Annotated in this window: 17 protein-coding genes and 2 tRNA genes; 8 read left to right on the forward strand and 11 right to left on the reverse strand. The window is 44.2% G+C overall.

Annotated features, from left to right (window positions below):
- Window positions 1-7: 7 nt before the first annotated feature.
- The 5 genes from R7O12_RS21610 to R7O12_RS21630 all read right to left on the reverse strand — a co-directional run bounded on the left by R7O12_RS21610 (window position 8) and on the right by R7O12_RS21630 (window position 5,990).
- Complete coding sequence (locus R7O12_RS21610) at window positions 8-991, reverse strand: ABC transporter ATP-binding protein (RefSeq protein ID WP_047100688.1); 984 nt, start codon at window positions 989-991, stop codon at window positions 8-10.
- 10 nt (window positions 992-1,001) lie between these two features.
- Complete coding sequence (locus R7O12_RS21615; RefSeq protein ID WP_005377839.1) at window positions 1,002-1,934, reverse strand: ABC transporter permease subunit; 933 nt, start codon at window positions 1,932-1,934, stop codon at window positions 1,002-1,004.
- 9 nt (window positions 1,935-1,943) lie between these two features.
- Complete coding sequence (gene oppB, locus R7O12_RS21620) at window positions 1,944-2,864, reverse strand: oligopeptide ABC transporter permease OppB (RefSeq protein ID WP_047100687.1); 921 nt, start codon at window positions 2,862-2,864, stop codon at window positions 1,944-1,946.
- Between the two features lie 144 nt (window positions 2,865-3,008).
- Complete coding sequence (locus R7O12_RS21625) at window positions 3,009-4,619, reverse strand: peptide ABC transporter substrate-binding protein (RefSeq protein ID WP_169628434.1); 1,611 nt, start codon at window positions 4,617-4,619, stop codon at window positions 3,009-3,011.
- A gap of 264 nt (window positions 4,620-4,883) precedes the next feature.
- The gene (locus R7O12_RS21630; protein WP_318126360.1) at window positions 4,884-5,990 is read right to left on the reverse strand and encodes a M20/M25/M40 family metallo-hydrolase; all 1,107 of its coding nucleotides are present in this window, start codon (window positions 5,988-5,990) and stop codon (window positions 4,884-4,886) included.
- 538 nt (window positions 5,991-6,528) lie between these two features.
- On the opposite strand from R7O12_RS21630, the gene hppD reads away from it, so the two are divergent.
- The 8 genes from hppD (at window position 6,529) to R7O12_RS21670 (ending at window position 12,140) form a co-directional block, all read left to right on the forward strand.
- Window positions 6,529-7,602 carry a 4-hydroxyphenylpyruvate dioxygenase gene (gene hppD, locus R7O12_RS21635; RefSeq protein ID WP_005377835.1) on the forward strand — a complete coding sequence of 358 codons (1,074 nt, stop codon included), beginning with the start codon at window positions 6,529-6,531 and terminating at the stop codon, window positions 7,600-7,602.
- On the forward strand, window positions 7,595-8,725 hold the full coding sequence (locus R7O12_RS21640; RefSeq protein ID WP_042521907.1) for a homogentisate 1,2-dioxygenase: 1,131 nt from the start codon (window positions 7,595-7,597) through the stop codon (window positions 8,723-8,725). Before hppD ends, R7O12_RS21640 begins: the two co-directional genes overlap by 8 nt.
- A 9-nt stretch (window positions 8,726-8,734) precedes the next feature.
- Window positions 8,735-9,772, forward strand: coding sequence for a fumarylacetoacetate hydrolase family protein (locus R7O12_RS21645; protein WP_318126363.1), 1,038 nt, complete (start codon window positions 8,735-8,737; stop codon window positions 9,770-9,772).
- A gap of 21 nt (window positions 9,773-9,793) precedes the next feature.
- Window positions 9,794-10,462, forward strand: a complete 669-nt coding sequence (maiA, locus tag R7O12_RS21650; protein WP_005377832.1) for a maleylacetoacetate isomerase — start codon at window positions 9,794-9,796, stop codon at window positions 10,460-10,462.
- A gap of 195 nt (window positions 10,463-10,657) precedes the next feature.
- Entirely contained in the window at window positions 10,658-11,317 is a 660-nt protein-coding gene (locus R7O12_RS21655; RefSeq protein WP_005377831.1) for a DUF2726 domain-containing protein, read from the forward strand.
- A gap of 119 nt (window positions 11,318-11,436) precedes the next feature.
- The gene (locus R7O12_RS21660; RefSeq protein ID WP_005377830.1) at window positions 11,437-11,775 is read left to right on the forward strand and encodes a hypothetical protein; all 339 of its coding nucleotides are present in this window, start codon (window positions 11,437-11,439) and stop codon (window positions 11,773-11,775) included.
- 179 nt (window positions 11,776-11,954) lie between these two features.
- Window positions 11,955-12,031, forward strand: a tRNA-Val gene (locus R7O12_RS21665).
- Window positions 12,032-12,063: 32 nt separating this feature from the next.
- Window positions 12,064-12,140, forward strand: a tRNA-Val gene (locus tag R7O12_RS21670).
- Window positions 12,141-12,399: 259 nt separating this feature from the next.
- Here the strand turns inward: R7O12_RS21670 and R7O12_RS21675 are convergent.
- The 6 genes from R7O12_RS21675 to R7O12_RS21700 form a co-directional block, all read right to left on the reverse strand.
- On the reverse strand, window positions 12,400-12,630 hold the full coding sequence (locus R7O12_RS21675) for a hypothetical protein (RefSeq protein ID WP_017820907.1): 231 nt from the start codon (window positions 12,628-12,630) through the stop codon (window positions 12,400-12,402).
- Between the two features lie 129 nt (window positions 12,631-12,759).
- The gene (locus tag R7O12_RS21680; protein ID WP_054729556.1) at window positions 12,760-13,398 is read right to left on the reverse strand and encodes a DJ-1/PfpI family protein; all 639 of its coding nucleotides are present in this window, start codon (window positions 13,396-13,398) and stop codon (window positions 12,760-12,762) included.
- 165 nt (window positions 13,399-13,563) lie between these two features.
- The gene (locus R7O12_RS21685; RefSeq protein WP_031780991.1) at window positions 13,564-13,962 is read right to left on the reverse strand and encodes a VOC family protein; all 399 of its coding nucleotides are present in this window, start codon (window positions 13,960-13,962) and stop codon (window positions 13,564-13,566) included.
- Between the two features lie 205 nt (window positions 13,963-14,167).
- Window positions 14,168-14,740, reverse strand: a complete 573-nt coding sequence (locus R7O12_RS21690; RefSeq protein WP_236147217.1) for a hypothetical protein — start codon at window positions 14,738-14,740, stop codon at window positions 14,168-14,170.
- A gap of 192 nt (window positions 14,741-14,932) precedes the next feature.
- Window positions 14,933-15,382, reverse strand: a complete 450-nt coding sequence (locus R7O12_RS21695; protein WP_054730747.1) for a nuclear transport factor 2 family protein — start codon at window positions 15,380-15,382, stop codon at window positions 14,933-14,935.
- Between the two features lie 128 nt (window positions 15,383-15,510).
- Window positions 15,511-15,900 (reverse strand): lysozyme inhibitor LprI family protein, encoded by a 390-nt coding sequence (locus R7O12_RS21700; RefSeq protein WP_017820912.1) that lies wholly within the window; start codon window positions 15,898-15,900, stop codon window positions 15,511-15,513.
- Window positions 15,901-16,298 lie beyond the last annotated feature (398 nt).

Here is a 16,298-nt window from a genome sequence, read left to right on the forward strand (position 1 = left end):
CGCCTCCTTAAGCTTTTATTTGAATAGGAGTGATAACACTGGGTGCGTTAACGTGACAGGCAATGGACTGGCTCGTGTTTAATGGAGAAAACCGTGGGGTTTCGTATTGGCAACGCGTCTCTCGATGCTCGCACCGCTCTCTAAACGGACACCCTTGATGGTTAATCAACGCACTTGGTGGGTTACCTGGGATGGTTGGTAAACGTTGCATATCTTCAGTGATAGAAGGAATAGCCTTTAGCAGGCCTTGAGTATAGGGGTGAGCAGGTTGAGCGAACAATGTCTCGGTATCTGATTGCTCCATTTTTTGACCACCATACATGACCAATACGCGATCACACATCTCGGCGACGACGCCCATATCGTGAGTGATCAGTAAAATTGCGGTGTTGAACTCTTGTTGTAAGTCTCGTAATAGCGTCAAAATTTGAGCTTGAACGGTTACATCTAACGCGGTGGTTGGTTCGTCTGCAATTAACAACTCGGGCTTACACAACAAGGCCATCGCTATCATGATTCGCTGACGCATTCCGCCAGATAGCTCGTGAGGGTATTGATTCATCCGAGTTTCGGGAGAGGGAATACGCACCGCATCTAACATGTGAATCGATTCAATTTTTGCTTGTTTTCGGCTCATTCCTTTATGAATCATGAGAACTTCACAAAGCTGTTTGCCAATTTTCATGAATGGATTGAGTGACGTCATCGGATCTTGAAAGATCATTCCGATTTTCTCTGCACGGATGCGGTTGAGCTGCTTTTTAGACATCGCGAGTAAATCATCACCGTGGAACATCGCGCTGCCAGACACGGCGCCGTTGTCCGCGGTTAACCCCATTAATGCGAAAACAGACTGGCTTTTTCCCGAACCTGATTCCCCAACAATCCCAAGAGTTTCGCCCGCTTTAATCGAGTAGGAAAGATTACTGACCGCTTGCACTTGCCCATCTGGCGTATCGAAGCGCACGTTCATGTTTTCAATAGATAGCATGGGTTTGTCCTTATCGGTCTTTCGGGTCAAGAGCATCACGCAAGCCATCGCCGATGAAGTTAAAACAAAAGAGGGTGGCAACTAAAAACAGAGAGGGAAAAAGCAGCATCCACAATGCAACGTCAATCGTTTTTGCGCCTTCGGAGATTAGGATTCCCCAACTCGTGTCTGGTGGTTGAACACCAAGCCCTAAGAAGCTTAAAAACGATTCGAACATAATGAATCCTGGTACCATTAAGGAGGAATAAACCATCACGATCCCAAGAACATTAGGCAGAACATGGCGTCGGACAATTGTCAATTTAGAAACCCCAATAGAGTGTGCGGCTTCGATGAACTCTCGCTTTTTTAGACCGAAGGTGACACCACGTACAACACGGGCAATGCCCAGCCAAGATACCATTCCGATCACGATAAAAATCAGGTAGATGTTGTTGCCAAAAAGGGTAACAAACAGGATAACCATAAACATAAATGGCACCGAATCGAGCACCTCAATAATGCGCATCATTACGCTGTCGACAACGCCACCAAGATAGCCGGAAATACTTCCCCAAATCGTACCAATAACAACGGCAACTAAGGCCCCGACAAAGCCCACCAAAATAGAGAGCCTGCCGCCTTGCATCGTGCGAGCAAAGACATCTTGCCCGAGATCATCGGTACCAAAGTAATGGCCACTGCTCAGTGAAGGTTTCCCTAGCTCGTATGGATCGATGAGCACTTCCCAGTCAATTTCATCATGGCCAAAAGCGGCAAGAGAGGGGCCGAAGGTGATGCATAAGGTAATGAACGCCAAAACATACACTGATGTCATCGCGGCTCTGTTTTTACGAAATCGAGTCCATGCATCCTGCCAAAGACTGCGACCTTCGACGGCTTCAATATTGTCGACGACTTGATCTTGAAGAGCTTGTGTATCCAGTTTTTTTATCGTTAACATGCCGGACTCCTAAACGCGTATACGAGGGTCGATAATCGTATATAGCAAGTCGACCACAAGGTTAAAGAAGATAGTGAGTGAAGCGACAATCAGAGTAATGCCCATTACTAGGCCGTAGTCGCGGTTGAGAGCCCCAGACACAAAGTGTTGTCCCATGCCACCTGTACCAAAGAAAATGTCGATAATCACCGAGCCTGTCACGACAGAAACAAACGCAGGGCCGAGCATCGCAACGACGGGAATCAGGGATGGTCGCAAAGCGTGATGGAATAAAATGTAGGCTGTGGACAAACCTTTGGCCTTTGCCGTTCGAATGTATGGTTGGTTGAGCGTTTCAATCATTGCGCCACGCATGACGCGTGCAATACTCGCAATGGAACCAATCGCCAGGCTGAGCACGGGAAGAACAAGGAAAGCCAGTTTTCCTCCTTCCCAACCACCAGCAGGGAACCAGCCGAGCTGAATAGCGAAGATCATGACTAAAACTGGAGCAAGCACGAAAGCCGGAACCACAACTCCAGTCATCGAAAGTGTCATCAGGCCGTAATCTAGGCGGCTATTTCGGTTCAATGCCGCAATGGTGCCAAGCAACATGCCAAGTGGAACGGAAATACAAAAGGAGAGTACGCCTAATACTGCTGAAACTGGCCATGATTGTGCGACGAGCTGTGTAACACTGAAGTCTTGATAAACGAAGCTCGGACCGAGATCTCCTTGTATGAAATTACCAATGTAAATCCAAAACTGAGTAACGAAGGGCTGGTCCAAATGGAATTTTGCTTCGATATTCGCACGTACCACCTCTGGCATAGGCCGTTCCATATCAAATGGCCCCCCTGGTGCAATGTGCATCAGCCAAAATGATATGAGTGCGATGAATAGAAGCGTGGGGATAGCGATAGCTAATCGCTTAACAATGTACCAAATCATGATCCATCATCCTTTGGTCATCCGAAATCACTTCGAACGGTTATGAATAAAAAATGGTCTGAGCTCAGGTTGCCTTCTCCACCGAGAGATATGAGGAACGGCAAGTAAACATTGAACTTGCCGACTCAGACCGAAAACATGCTTTTAGTGGGCTTTTACATAGACATTCTTGCGGTAGTACGACGACTCAGGGTTTGTCAGTTCGTAGCCGCCCACGTAAGGCTTGATGAGGTATTGATCGTTACCCGGACGATAAATAGGAATAATGGCCATGTCTTCAATCAGCATGCTTTCTGCTTGTAGATACAGTTCTGATGGGTTGCTCATGGTCTTTGAGCGAGCCATTAACTCGTCGTATTGCGGGTTGTTATAACGAGAATCGTTGTACTCGCCACTAGAAACGAAGATATCCAACCATGTAGAGGCTTCATTGTAGTCGGCCGTCCAGCCGCCGCGAGTAATGTCGGTCGGCTCTTTAAGTGCGTAGAACACTTTCGGTTCTAGCTGTTTTATTGTGACTTGCGCACCCAAACGGCTTTTCCACATACCTGCCATGGTCGTTGCCATTTTTACGTCCATCGAGAAAGTTGGTACGGTAAACGTCAACTTAAGCGGATTGCTTTTATCGTATCCAGCTTCTGACAGTAATTGCTGCGCTTTTTCGATACGTTTATGACGGTTCCAAGTTGCGAACTCAGGAGTGTGAGATTTAAAACCATCTGTTTGAGGTGGCACAAGGGTATACATTGGAACCCCACCGTTTCTCAAGATAGCACTCGTTAACAGTTGACGGTCAATGGCATATGAGAGGGCTTTACGGACCCGCACGTCTTTTGTTGGTCCTTGTTGAGTGTTGAGGTAATAGAATGTGGAGCCAAGAGACGCACTGGTGCTTGCCACTTCTTGTGGGCGTTGTTGAATTAACTTTTTCTTCTGAGCGGCAGGAATGGAAACCGCTTGGTCTATCTCACCAGCTAGGTAGCGGTTTAGCACTACGTTTGCATCACCAATTGGTAGCCAGGTGACTTTTTCCAGCACTACATTGCTTGCGTCCCAGTAATGTGGGTTTTTAACCATCACCAGTTTTTCGTTAACTTTCCATTCAGAGACAGTAAACGCACCATTTGTAACGATATGCTCAGGCTGGGTCCAACGGTTGCCATGTTTTTCAACGGTCGCTTTGTGAACGGGGGCAAGCACTGGATGACTTAATAGTTTCGTAAAGAAGGGAATAGGCTCTTCGAGTGTTACCTGGAATGTTTTTTCATCCAGCGCCTTCACGCCCAAGGACTCGGGTGCGGCGTCGCCTTTCATAATGGCTTGCGAGTTTTCGATATTTGGAATGGCCGCAAACCAAGCGTAGGGTGAAGCAGTGCTTGGATTCAGTAAGCGTTGCCAGCTGTAGACAAAATCTTGTGCAGTGACCGTTTCGCCATTTGACCATTTTGCATCACGTAAGTGGAAGGTATAAACCGTATTGTTGTCATTGACTGACCAAGACTCAGCAACACCAGGAATGGTTTTACCTTGCTTATCTTGAATGACCAGACCTTCAAACAGGTCTCGACCGAGATTGAAAGCGGGCTCTGCGGCTTGCTTGGCTGGGTCAATAGAAGTAACTTCAGCCCCATTGTTTAGCGTAATTTCTTGTGTCTCATCGAGGGTCACACCTGCGGGATACGGCGCGGCATAGCTTGATGTTGCCAGTATTGGACTCATCATCGACGCTAATAAAAGCAACTTAGGTAATTTCATCCTTGTCTCACTCTTTTCATCCTGAAAGATGCCAAAAATGTATATTGTATAAATTGTCTACACAATCGAGTTTTAACATTACTGTAACAGGGTGTCAGGTATTGAGCTGTCTGGTCTCAAAAAGTGAGCTAGGGGAATTTCTTTGAAGATCTGATATCAAGTTGGCATGACGGGAAGTAATTTTGCTTCGATACAAATTAAAATCCCCTTCAAGCACAGGCTAGAAGGGGAAGATAGTCAGTCTGCTCTTCAAAAGGCACGACGTTAACTGACTAGGAAATGTTTCACGAACTCAGTGATTTTGACCATATCACTTACCGCGATAAACTCTTCTGTCGTGTGTACTTTTGTCATGCCAGTTGAAAGATTGACCGTTGTGAGACCTTTCTTGTTAAAGTTGTTGGCATCGCTACCGCCGCCAGTGCCTTTTGTGAAGGCGTCAATTCCCAACTCTGAAAACGCTGCTTTTATAGCGTTTACGTGCGGGTGGTTTTCTTCAATAACAAAAGCGTCGTAGGCTCGGCTAGATTCAATGTCGACTTCTGCACCGTGTTTTTCACAGACAGACTCTAATGTTGAGATCATATGATTGACCTGAGCATCTAGTTTATCGCCATTCAGGGAGCGTGCTTCTGCCACGATTTTTAATTCAGGCATAACAATGTTTGTGGCCTGACCGCCATTCACTATACCGATGTTGGCTGTCGTTTCTTCGTCGATGCGAAGCAGCTTCATTTGGTTGATGGCATCTGCCGCCACCATGATCGCACTGATGCCTTCTTCTGGCGCAAGCCCTGCATGTGCTGGTCGACCTTTGATTGTTGCCACGATTTTTTGCTGGCCTGGGGCTGCGGTCACAATAGTGCCAATAGGGCCACCCGTATCTAACACGATTGCTTCCGTTGAAGTGACGTGTGACATATCGAAGTATTGTGAACCGAATAAACCGCCTTCTTCATACACGGTGAAAGCAAGTTCTAACGTTTTGTGCTCAAGGTTTTCCGCTTGAATACAACGAACGGCTTCCATGATGGCAGCAATACCAGATTTATCATCGCCACCAAGAATCGTATTGCCTTTTGAACGGATAACGCCGTCTTCGATGATTGGCTCAATGCCAATGCCCGGTGTGACTGTATCCATATGACAGCTCATTAGGATAGAGCCGTCTTTTTTGCCGTCTAAACGGGCGTACACGTTAAAGCCGTTAGAAATGTGCTTAGGTACTGGAAGCTTGTGCACGGTAAAGCCTAGGTCGCCTAGCTGCTCTGCCAGTGTTTCTGCAATTTGTTTTTCGTTTGTTGATTCGCTATCGATACGTACCAGTTGGCAAAAATGTTCAACTAAGCGTTCTTGATTGATGTGTGTCATTAGAAGTCTCTTTTTCTGATCGAGCGTGAAGCCTTGTGGCTCGGCTCGATAGGGAACAGAGCACCACTTATGGCACAGTTACTTTTAAATAAAACTGAGGTGAATCAATAAAGGGGTATCCATGACACGATTCTGACCGATGAGCCTTTCGAACTGTATGAAGCGTCACGAAACATTACTTTTGATGTTTTGCAGGAGCAAATGAATAAATCGGATAGAGATAGGGTGCAATAGATTTTCCATACCCTTTTACTTTTTGAGTTACGTTGCCAAGATAAAATGCCAAAGTAACAACTTGTTTACATTTTATGTGTTGGCGTAAAGCCGAAAATATCAATCTAATGTATTGAAAATAAGCAGTTTATTTGATGTTTACGAAAGTAGATTCGACGCGCCTCCTGTGTGTAACATATATTTTACAATTATGCGTAAAAATCGCCAAGGTAAAGATTTCTCCCCACGTATTCCAATTTCTCAAGACCTGCGCCAAGTTAGAAAAATAAGTCCAAACAAAAGCTACTGAGACAAGGAGAAAGTCATGGTTGATGCATATAACCCACTAGGAACAGACGGATTTGAGTTTGTTGAATATACCGCTGCTGACAACAAAGGCATTCAACAGCTTAAAGATCTGTTTATATCGTTAGGTTTTGCGGAAATTGCAAAGCATCGCTCAAAAGAAGCGTGGTTATATCGACAAGGTGACATTAGCTTTATTGTGAATGCGCAGCCGCATAGCCAAGCTGAGGGGTTCGCCAAAGTTCACGGTCCGTCAGTTTGTGGCATGGCATTTCGTGTGAAAGACGCCACCGTTGCTCTGGCGCATGCGTTAGAGAATGGCGGTAAAGAATATAAAACGGAAATTGGGCCGATGGAGCTAAGCATTCCTGCTATTTATGGCATCGGTGAAAGCTTGCTTTATTTTGTCGACCGTTATGGAAAGCAGAGTATTTATGATGTCGATTTTCGTTTTTATGATGATGCTGATGAACGTTTATCAAAAGCGAATGTTGGTCTTTACGAAATCGACCACTTAACGCACAACGTTAAGCAAGGCAACATGGATGTCTGGTCTGGTTTCTATGAGCGCATTGGTAACTTCCGCGAAATTCGTTATTTCGATATCGAAGGTAAGCTGACTGGTCTTGTCAGCCGTGCGATGACCGCACCTTGCGGCAAAATCCGAATTCCTATCAATGAGTCGTCAGATGATAAATCACAGATTGAAGAGTTTATCCGTGAATACAATGGCGAAGGTATTCAACACATCGCATTGACCACTGACGACATCTACGAAACGGTCAAAACCTTGCGTGAGCGAGGCATGGACTTTATGCCAACGCCAGATACTTATTACGAGAAAGTCGATCAGCGTGTTGAAGGCCACGGTGAAGATGTAAGCAAGCTTCGTGATTTGCAGATTCTTATTGATGGTGCACCAACGAAAGATGGCATCTTGCTACAAATCTTTACTCAAACCGTTATCGGCCCTGTGTTCTTCGAAATCATCCAACGTAAAGGCAATGAAGGCTTTGGCGAGGGTAACTTCAAAGCGTTGTTTGAATCGATAGAAGAAGACCAAATTCGCCGAGGAGTATTGAGCGATGCATAAATGGATCACATTCCCTCACCGGGAGGGAGTGTGCTCTAAACAAGCACATGCTGACTTCCCGGAAGAGGCAATTTATGAACGTGAGGCAGGTCGAAGTGGCTTCTTCGGCCCCGCAACACATTTTCATCATCAACATGCCCCAACGGGGTGGTCTGAGTGGGAGGGCGAGCTACGTCCACGAGCGTTTGATTTTAATCTAGTCGAAAAAGCCAGCCATATTACCCCTTGGGCAGTCCCGCATCTATTACACAACGCGAATTGTAAAGTTCGTGTTTGGCGTATGGATGAAAAAATGGACTTCTTGGTGAGAAATGCAGATGGCGACGAACTGCTATTCATCCACCAAGGTACGGCAGATCTCTACTGTGATTATGGTCATTTGAAAGTGAGCGAAGGGGATTATGTCATGATCCCGCGCTCAACGAGCTGGCGTTTAGAACCAAGCGAGCCGATGTTCATTCTGATGATTGAAAACACCGATGCGGCTTATACATTGCCCGAAAAAGGCATGGTTGGAAACCACGCGGTGTTTGATCCGGCGGTTTTAGAAACGCCGTCGATCAACGATCAGTTCCGTGCTCAATATTCTGAGAATCAAACACAGGTTCAGGTGAAACGCCACGATAAAGTCAGTGTTATCACTTACCCATTCAACCCGCTGGATGCGATTGGGTGGCATGGTGATTTGGCGGTAGTAAAAGTGAACTGGCGTGATATTCGTCCACTTATGTCACATCGTTACCATTTACCGCCTTCTGCACATACTACATTTGTAGGAGCAGGATTTGTGGTGTGCACCTTCGTTCCTCGTCCAATTGAAAGTGATCCTGGAGCGCTCAAAGTACCGTTCTACCACAACAATGACGATTATGACGAAGTCTTGTTCTACCATGCAGGTGACTTCTTTAGTCGTGACAACATTGAAGCGGGTATGGTGACATTCCATCCAGCAGGTTTTACACATGGCCCTCACCCGAAAGCTTTCAAGGCAGGGCGAGAGCATAAGAAGACTTTTGCCGACGAAGTCGCGGTCATGATTGATACGCGTCACGCACTTCAGTTTTCGGATGAGCTGGAAAAAGTAGAAAACAAAGAATACGTCTATAGCTGGCAAGAGAAGTAAGAGGCAAGGATGAAATTAGCAACCAAGAAAAATGGCACTCGTGACGGTTTGTTGATGGTCGTGAGCAAAGACTTAACGCGCTGCGTACCAGCGACAGAAATTTTCCACCCCATGAACTTAGCACCGACGATGCAGGTGGCGCTTGATAACTGGGATACGCTAGCACCACAACTGGAAGAGCTATACGTTGCACTGAACAATGGCACGATTGCAGGGTATGAAGAGTTTGAAGCGCACTACTGTGAATCGCCGCTTCCTCGCGCTTATCAGTGGGCTGATGGCAGTGCTTACGTAAACCACGTTGAGTTGGTTCGAAAAGCTCGCGGCGCTGAAATGCCAGAGAGTTTTTGGACGGACCCGTTGATGTACCAAGGAGGCTCTGATGCCTTTATTGGACCTTGTGACAATATCGAGTTTGCCAGTGATGAATGGGGTATTGATTTCGAAGGTGAAGTTGCTGTGGTAACTGGTGACGTACCAATGGGCGCAAGTGTTGCAGAGGCTCAGGAGTCGATTCGTTTGATCATGCTGGTGAATGATGTGTCGCTGCGTGGCCTAATTCCTGCAGAGTTAGCTAAAGGGTTTGGTTTTTTCCAATCTAAACCTTCTTCTGCGTTTTCTCCTGTGGCAGTAACACCTGACGAACTCGGCGAAGCGTGGTACGAAAACAAAGTGCATTTACCATTGCTCTCGACCTACAACCACAAGCCGTTTGGTCGCCCAAATGCGGGTATCGATATGACGTTTGATTTTGCAGACTTAATTGTTCATGCGACTAAAACGCGCCCGCTATCTGCTGGGGCAATTATAGGTTCTGGCACGGTATCTAATAAGCAAGGCACCGAACATGGCACTTCGATTGAGGAGGGTGGTGTTGGTTATTCATGTATCGCGGAAGTTCGCATGATTGAAACCATTCGTGATGGTAAGCCGTCGACTAACTTTATGTCGTTTGGAGATTCAATCAGATTGGAAATGTTCGATGCGGATGGCAACAACATATTCGGTTCGATTGACCAACAAGTTAGCCAATATCTCAAGCACTAATAGTGCTGGTTGGGAGACGATATGAGCGATAGCATGATTTTATACGGATACTGGCGATCATCGGCGGCGTATCGTGTGCGTATTTGCTTGAATCTTAAAGAGTTATCGTATGATTCAAAATCGGTACACTTGGTGCGCAATGGTGGCGAACAACATAGTGACGAGTACCATGAGTTAAACGCTTCTGAACTGGTTCCTTTGCTGGTGGATGGGGAGGTTCAGTTAACCCAGTCACTGGCGATCATTCAATACTTAGAAGAACACTACCCGGATGTCACTGTGATCCCCGAGCAAACGCCGCTTCGATACCAAGCGCTAGCTTTGGCTCAGGATATTGCAATGGAGATTCATCCCCTGAATAACTTAAGAGTTCTACAGTATTTAGAGGGGGAGTTAGCTTGCGAGCCAGAGCGCAAAGTCGCTTGGATTCATCACTGGATCCACAAAGGTTTTACAGCATTAGAAGAGAAACTTCAGAAGCATCGTAAACTAAATGGTGATTGCAAGTTTAGCCTGACAAGCTCGCCATCTATTGTCGATATTTGTCTGGTACCACAATTTTATAACGCACAACGCTTTGGTGTAGATACCTCTCTTTATCCAACCATTAACGCTGTTGTGCAGTCATGCAATCAACTGCCAGCTTTTATTGATGCGATGCCAGAGAATCAGCCAGACGCTAATAGTTGATTCTTAGCATACATAATGTATTAACAAAATTTAAACGAGCCAATCCAAGTGTGTGATTGGCTCGTTTTTATTGGTGAGCAAAATTTTCTGTTTCTCGCTATCGTCGTGGCGCCTCAAAATTGCGAGGTTTTGTTGCTCTGCATAACATTTCCATTTACGCTTTGAGCAACGAGTTGTTTTGGATGCACTTTATTTATGACCAACATTTTTATCATTGTTGTTCTTCTGGTTTTATTCTTCTTTGTTATTCAAAAGTACGTGATTAAGCACGATGACACGCGTGATTATCCTTATCGCTCGAAAGGCCCTCTGCTCAGAGGTCAAGAGGGTGCGTTCTATAATGCGTTAAGAGCGGCGGTAGGGGAGCATGCCGTAGTATTCGCGAAAGTAAACATGTCCAGTTTGGTTACGCCAAAAGAAATCAAAAATAAGAAGCAGTTTTTTGTCGCGAACAATCGTATATCTCGAAGCTATTTTGATTACGTTATTTGTGACCCAAGGACACTAGAGCCGCGCGTTATCGTTGAATTGGATAATGGGCAGGAGCTAAACAAGGGTAAGATAGAAAGACAAAAGTTATTGATTCATGTTTGTAAGACGGCCAACCTGCCTTTAATTGGCGCCTCGATAAAGCACAGTTATCAAGTTGGGCGATTACGTCGTTTGCTTGCGGCACACATTGATTTGATTGAGCCCGATAAAGAAGTGCGTTTTTGTAAAAAATGCGGCAGTCCGATGATCATTAAAACCGCAAGCCAAGGTGAGTTCAAAGGGAGACGTTTCTTTACTTGTAGCCGTCAGCCGAATTGTACATACACCGAAAATTATAACGTTGTGTTTGAGGCGGACGACTAAACACGACAATTAACCAGCAGAAACAAGGGGCTTTGATTAGAGATGATCAAAGCCTTTTTTGTATCAGTCATCAAGGCAGGGCCTATACTTTGAAAAAGAGTGCAGAATAGGGCAGCCATATGCGATACGGATGGATTTTGTCAGCATTGTTCATCGCATCTAATGTTAGTGCGATACCTAATTTGAAACCACTAGAGTGTGAATTGACAGAGACACCCCAAGATCATTTCTTGTTTTACCGAGAGCAAATGGTTTACCACAGTGAGCAGTTTGTCATATTTCAAAACTTCAAAGGCAGGGTGAGCACTCAAGTGGATGTTAAAACAGGAGAGTTGATCCGTACAACCTATATCGGCGAACCATTTAAACCTAAATATCAGATTTTGTTTGGTACTTGCCCTAAGGTATCGCAAACCTTACAGATTTGGATGCTCAGTGAAGTGCCTTACGACAATTAAGTGAGATAATAAAAGTTATATAGATCACACTTTTAAACCCTACAGGCCCAGTTCTTGTCGATAAAATCATCTGAAAACGCGTGTTGAGTTTACATTTTCGCCAAACGGTTCAAAGTTGGCAAATTTGTGCTTGCACCGTCGTTCGCTTATAGCTAATATCCTCGTCGTTCCAGAGAAATGCGTCCGTAGCTCAGCTGGTTAGAGTATCGCCTTGACATGGCGGGGGTCGGTGGTTCGAGTCCACTCGGACGCACCATTCTGAATTGAATGGTTAGGAACACAAAATTTGGGTCCGTAGCTCAGTTGGTTAGAGTACTACCTTGACATGGTAGGGGTCGGCGATTCGAGTTCGCCCGGACCCACCAAATTTTAGAAAAAGCCCACCTTTTGGTGGGCTTTTTTGTGTCTGTAATTCATTGATACTCAAGTAAAACTACTTCTTTTCTTGTCCCTTGTTTTTGCTCTGCTTTAGCCCCTTGTTAGAGATAAAAGCGCACTACTTGATCCGCAACACTACCTCAAAACCCTAAATGCAATGCATAAGGTGTATACGCTTCAAACCCACTAGAGCCGTCTATAAATTATGTTGCGTGCTACTAGCCGTGGCATTAGAGACACTGACTATTAATCTAAATTATCTGGCGTGTGAAGATTGGTGCCGCATATTGTACATTTGTAGTCACCAGTCGCTTCGCCTTCCATTAATGAGCTAATTATTGCTGCAAATAGACCTGAGAAGAAACCTTTAGCTTTTTTCTCGGTCTTTTCCTGCGCTTTAGAGAAGCTTTCGTACCGATGTAGCGTTACTTCTTTACAATTACAGCAAAACGCTCTTGTCTCCTCAGAACCGTACATTTTTACCAATTGATTTACTCCCTGTAAGTTAATTTCCCCAAGTGGCGTTATGTTCAAGGGTAAGTCACACAAGACTGATGTGTGACTTACCCTAAACACTAAAACTAACGTAATGTAAAACACCACATGTTATGAATGATTATTTAACGCCTTGTTATCCGAGCTTGCTAACTCTGCTGATTGAATTGTTGTGGCAATAAGCTCTTCAAATAGCTCTAATTGCCCAGCAGGTATCAATTGATTTTGTATAGCTTTTCGTTTGTTTGAGTCAAATAGCCGCTCTGTTAACCAACCAATTAGATACATCAGTGAAAGACAGCCACCGGCCGTCGCTACATTACCGTCTATCACGAGAGGCAGATCCTGAACATCTCCTCCCATACTTTGTAGAACATCCTTTGCATCTGGGTTTGTTGTTAATCGCTTGCCTTTTAGTAAACCGAGTTCATGGAGGATGAATGATCCCGCACAAATCGAACCTATTAGCTGCCTATTTGGATCAAGATTCAACGCTGACATAAATTCAGCATCTTTTAAAGCGGCTGGAATACCCCGTTTGCCGCTTGTAATAAGAACGACATCTTGATTCGTCACCTCAGAAAGGTGTCCGTCTGTTTTAACTTTCATACCGAGGTGGGAATGATGTTCAGATTTAGTTCCAAGTATACTTACTGTCCAACTGTCGGTTGTGCGCCCCAGCAAGTCATACATAAGAAAGAAATCGACATCCGTGAAATCATCAAATAAAACAACGCCGATTTTATACATAACATTTATCCTTTTGGACTTACTCGTAAGTCGCAAAATGTGTAGTAGGAGGGGAGGGGCATTCGATACACAAGCTTCTGCTAAGCACCTTAAATACCAAAGGCGGTGCAAACTAACAATGCCATGTGTACCAAATCCCTATTATAAAACTTTGTTATGTTTGTTTTATGAGCCCGCCCAGAAAAACTCAACCCTAATACCACTTGGGTCGTAACACATTAAATGTTTTGCGGGTCCTGTTTTAACAAGCTCGGGACCAAACTCAATTTCGATTCCCGACGCCATAAATTGATCACGCAACTCATAGAGTTGCTTCTCAGTCTCTACGAGTAAAGCTAAGTGATGCAAACCAATATTCGTTTTTCTGTCAAATGGAGTGGCGGCATCAGCCTTAGCCGCCCATAGTGTAAGCATGATATGCCCATCACTCACAAATATTGCCGGGTAGTCTGGATTTCTTTTTACTTCACTCCAACCTAATTGTTCAGTGAAAAACTTCGCGCTTGCTTCTAGGTTAGATACGGTTAAACCTACGTGGTGTATGCCTTTTGTTAACACAGTCACTTTGTTTCCTTACTCGTTTTAATGGCTATCAAACAAAGATAACTCGATAAAAAGTAAGCATCAATACACATATATTGATTAACTTCGTCAATCTATTCGAATACGGTAATCCAACTGGAAACATAACATTGTAAACAAGAAACCCAATCTTGAACTAAAAATTAAACTTAGAGTTCATTCTTAAGTCCTGTATTAATCAAATACATTAATAGCCATAATATTTAAGCCAGCCTATAGGGCATATCATTCCATTAAACGTTTGAATGTTCTTATTCAAGCTAACGTCTTCCAATTTGTAACAGTGAACAACATTACTAGTCGAAGTAGATGCTGGTGTTGAATACGTCACAGGTTTAGAAGCGTTTGCTTTATGTATTTCATGTGCTCGCCGCTGGTCTATCGCCACTTGATTCTTATGATTGTTAACTTCTCGCAATCCAGATTCTAGGGGTAGGTGCCAATCCTTACATGTTGTTCCTAAACCATCATTCTGAGACTGATATTCTGATAACGCTATACGAGCTTCATTTACAGACTGATCGATATCGGACTGATCGACTAGCCAAGTAGAAAAAGAATAGTTAATGGCCTCTCGATAGTTTACCGATTGCTCTAAGCTATAAGCATCGGAATGAAAACAGGCCTCTACCACTGCCCATTGAGTCGATAGGTTTGATAATACGTTTTCAGGTATAGGCTGTAGCTGGCTTTGCGTAGACTGGCAACCGGTTAGAAGAAAAGGGACAGGGAGTAGTTTTAGAAAAAATTTTTGGTTCATTTTAATCTTAAAATTAATGCAATCTTTTTCATTATCATAATACAGGACGATTGAAGAAAGTAGCATTTCTATCAGTAAGGGAATGTGGCTAACGCACTGATAAGGTGCGAGTAAAGCGATATCAAAGCCCTCAACACACCTTAACTACGAATACTACCGCATAACAAAGATGCTATGCGGTAGCGGTAGTATTCAGGCTTGAACAGTTTGTCGCACGTTGCTCTCGCCTGACAGCACGGAAATTCTCTCAAAATCTCGACTCGGGAAGTCAGGGTCTACGTACACAAACATACGACTTATCATTTTTCCTTCAAACTCAAATACACTACAAAAACGCCCTATGGAAACTTTGTTGTCCGGCCAAGAGGTACCATCACTCATTACGCCGCCTTCCTGTCCTTCAACAATGACCTTGTTTCCAGCAGTCGTTATTTGAAAGCCGTCTATGTCGTGCCAGATACTAATCAACGAGCTACCAATCCTATTGCCAAACTCCACTAAGGCACTCTTTCCTTTCGCTTGCCCAAATTTAGGAAAGAAAAAATCAACATCCTCTGAGAATAGATCCAGATAGCTAGGATCACCGGCATCTATTTTCTCGAAATACTTAACTACTAGCCCAACTAAATCGTCTTTTTCCATAATTATTTCACACCCATATTAGCTTTACGCACAACCTGAACGCTTGCATCTTAAACACAGAGTACATTTAAACTGAAATTGCCAAGAGTTGCGAATCTTATTGAAGTGCTTTGTTAGATGTAATCCGTTTAGCCTACGTATACACCATTGAAGTACTCGACGCGTTCTAACGTCATTCTTAACTTACATTCTTCAATCTGGACACCTTGCCAGGGTGAGGGCGTGGAAGACAGGCCCGTAAATTCACATTCGGCGTCTCTGTATTTTAGCCAAGCTCTTTGGGCCTTTCGAAATGGCTCTACCAGTTCGGTCTGAGACCATGTTTCCCTTAGTGCTTTTTCTTCCTCACCTATTCTAGCGATTGCTTCCTTGTAACTTTCGTTAAGCTCTTTATCTGCAGATTCCATTTTCTTTTCTACACACTGATAACCAGCCATAACGCCACCGCCTTTTACTTTGCAGGGATCTTCAACATCATCAGAGGCCAAGCAAGGTAAAGAAACCAACGCAAATATCATTAGTAATTTGTTCAAAATTGCCTCCAAGCTCCGAGTGCTTGTTAAACCGTTATCCGCTATTTTTCCTTTTTAATCATGCATCTTTTTATCTGTGCCTTCAAAGATAAAATAGAAGGTTAGTGATTCTAGTGCCTAAATAGAAGGTAAAAGAAGATTGATACACGGGTTAAATGACGCCTTAATCTGAGTTATTTTTAGTAGGCGTTTGGTGTTAATCTTTTCTGTGGAATCATTAGTTTGATGGCGTCTGAGGATGTTTAGATGACTCCCATTGAATTTATTATCGCCCTGAAACACCTAGGTTGAATTAAGTGGTGACTAGGCTTTGTTGCGTAATTCGGACAGAAAACCAAGTCGTCCGAAATTGAATAATTATCAAACAATATACTGAGTTTCAG

This window comes from Vibrio sp. Vb1574, from assembly GCF_033338675.1.

Coding starts and splice junctions, on each gene's coding strand:
- R7O12_RS21610 (WP_047100688.1), bottom strand. CDS start 991: ATGCTATCTATTGAAAACATGAACGTGCGCTTCGATACGCCAGATGGG.
- R7O12_RS21615 (WP_005377839.1), bottom strand. CDS start 1,934: ATGTTAACGATAAAAAAACTGGATACACAAGCTCTTCAAGATCAAGTC.
- oppB (WP_047100687.1), bottom strand. CDS start 2,864: ATGATTTGGTACATTGTTAAGCGATTAGCTATCGCTATCCCCACGCTT.
- R7O12_RS21625 (WP_169628434.1), bottom strand. CDS start 4,619: ATGAAATTACCTAAGTTGCTTTTATTAGCGTCGATGATGAGTCCAATA.
- R7O12_RS21630 (WP_318126360.1), bottom strand. CDS start 5,990: ATGACACACATCAATCAAGAACGCTTAGTTGAACATTTTTGCCAACTG.
- hppD (WP_005377835.1), top strand. CDS start 6,529: ATGGTTGATGCATATAACCCACTAGGAACAGACGGATTTGAGTTTGTT.
- R7O12_RS21640 (WP_042521907.1), top strand. CDS start 7,595: ATGCATAAATGGATCACATTCCCTCACCGGGAGGGAGTGTGCTCTAAA.
- R7O12_RS21645 (WP_318126363.1), top strand. CDS start 8,735: ATGAAATTAGCAACCAAGAAAAATGGCACTCGTGACGGTTTGTTGATG.
- maiA (WP_005377832.1), top strand. CDS start 9,794: ATGAGCGATAGCATGATTTTATACGGATACTGGCGATCATCGGCGGCG.
- R7O12_RS21655 (WP_005377831.1), top strand. CDS start 10,658: ATGACCAACATTTTTATCATTGTTGTTCTTCTGGTTTTATTCTTCTTT.
- R7O12_RS21660 (WP_005377830.1), top strand. CDS start 11,437: ATGCGATACGGATGGATTTTGTCAGCATTGTTCATCGCATCTAATGTT.
- R7O12_RS21675 (WP_017820907.1), bottom strand. CDS start 12,630: ATGTACGGTTCTGAGGAGACAAGAGCGTTTTGCTGTAATTGTAAAGAA.
- R7O12_RS21680 (WP_054729556.1), bottom strand. CDS start 13,398: ATGTATAAAATCGGCGTTGTTTTATTTGATGATTTCACGGATGTCGAT.
- R7O12_RS21690 (WP_236147217.1), bottom strand. CDS start 14,740: ATGAACCAAAAATTTTTTCTAAAACTACTCCCTGTCCCTTTTCTTCTA.
- R7O12_RS21695 (WP_054730747.1), bottom strand. CDS start 15,382: ATGGAAAAAGACGATTTAGTTGGGCTAGTAGTTAAGTATTTCGAGAAA.
- R7O12_RS21700 (WP_017820912.1), bottom strand. CDS start 15,900: ATGATATTTGCGTTGGTTTCTTTACCTTGCTTGGCCTCTGATGATGTT.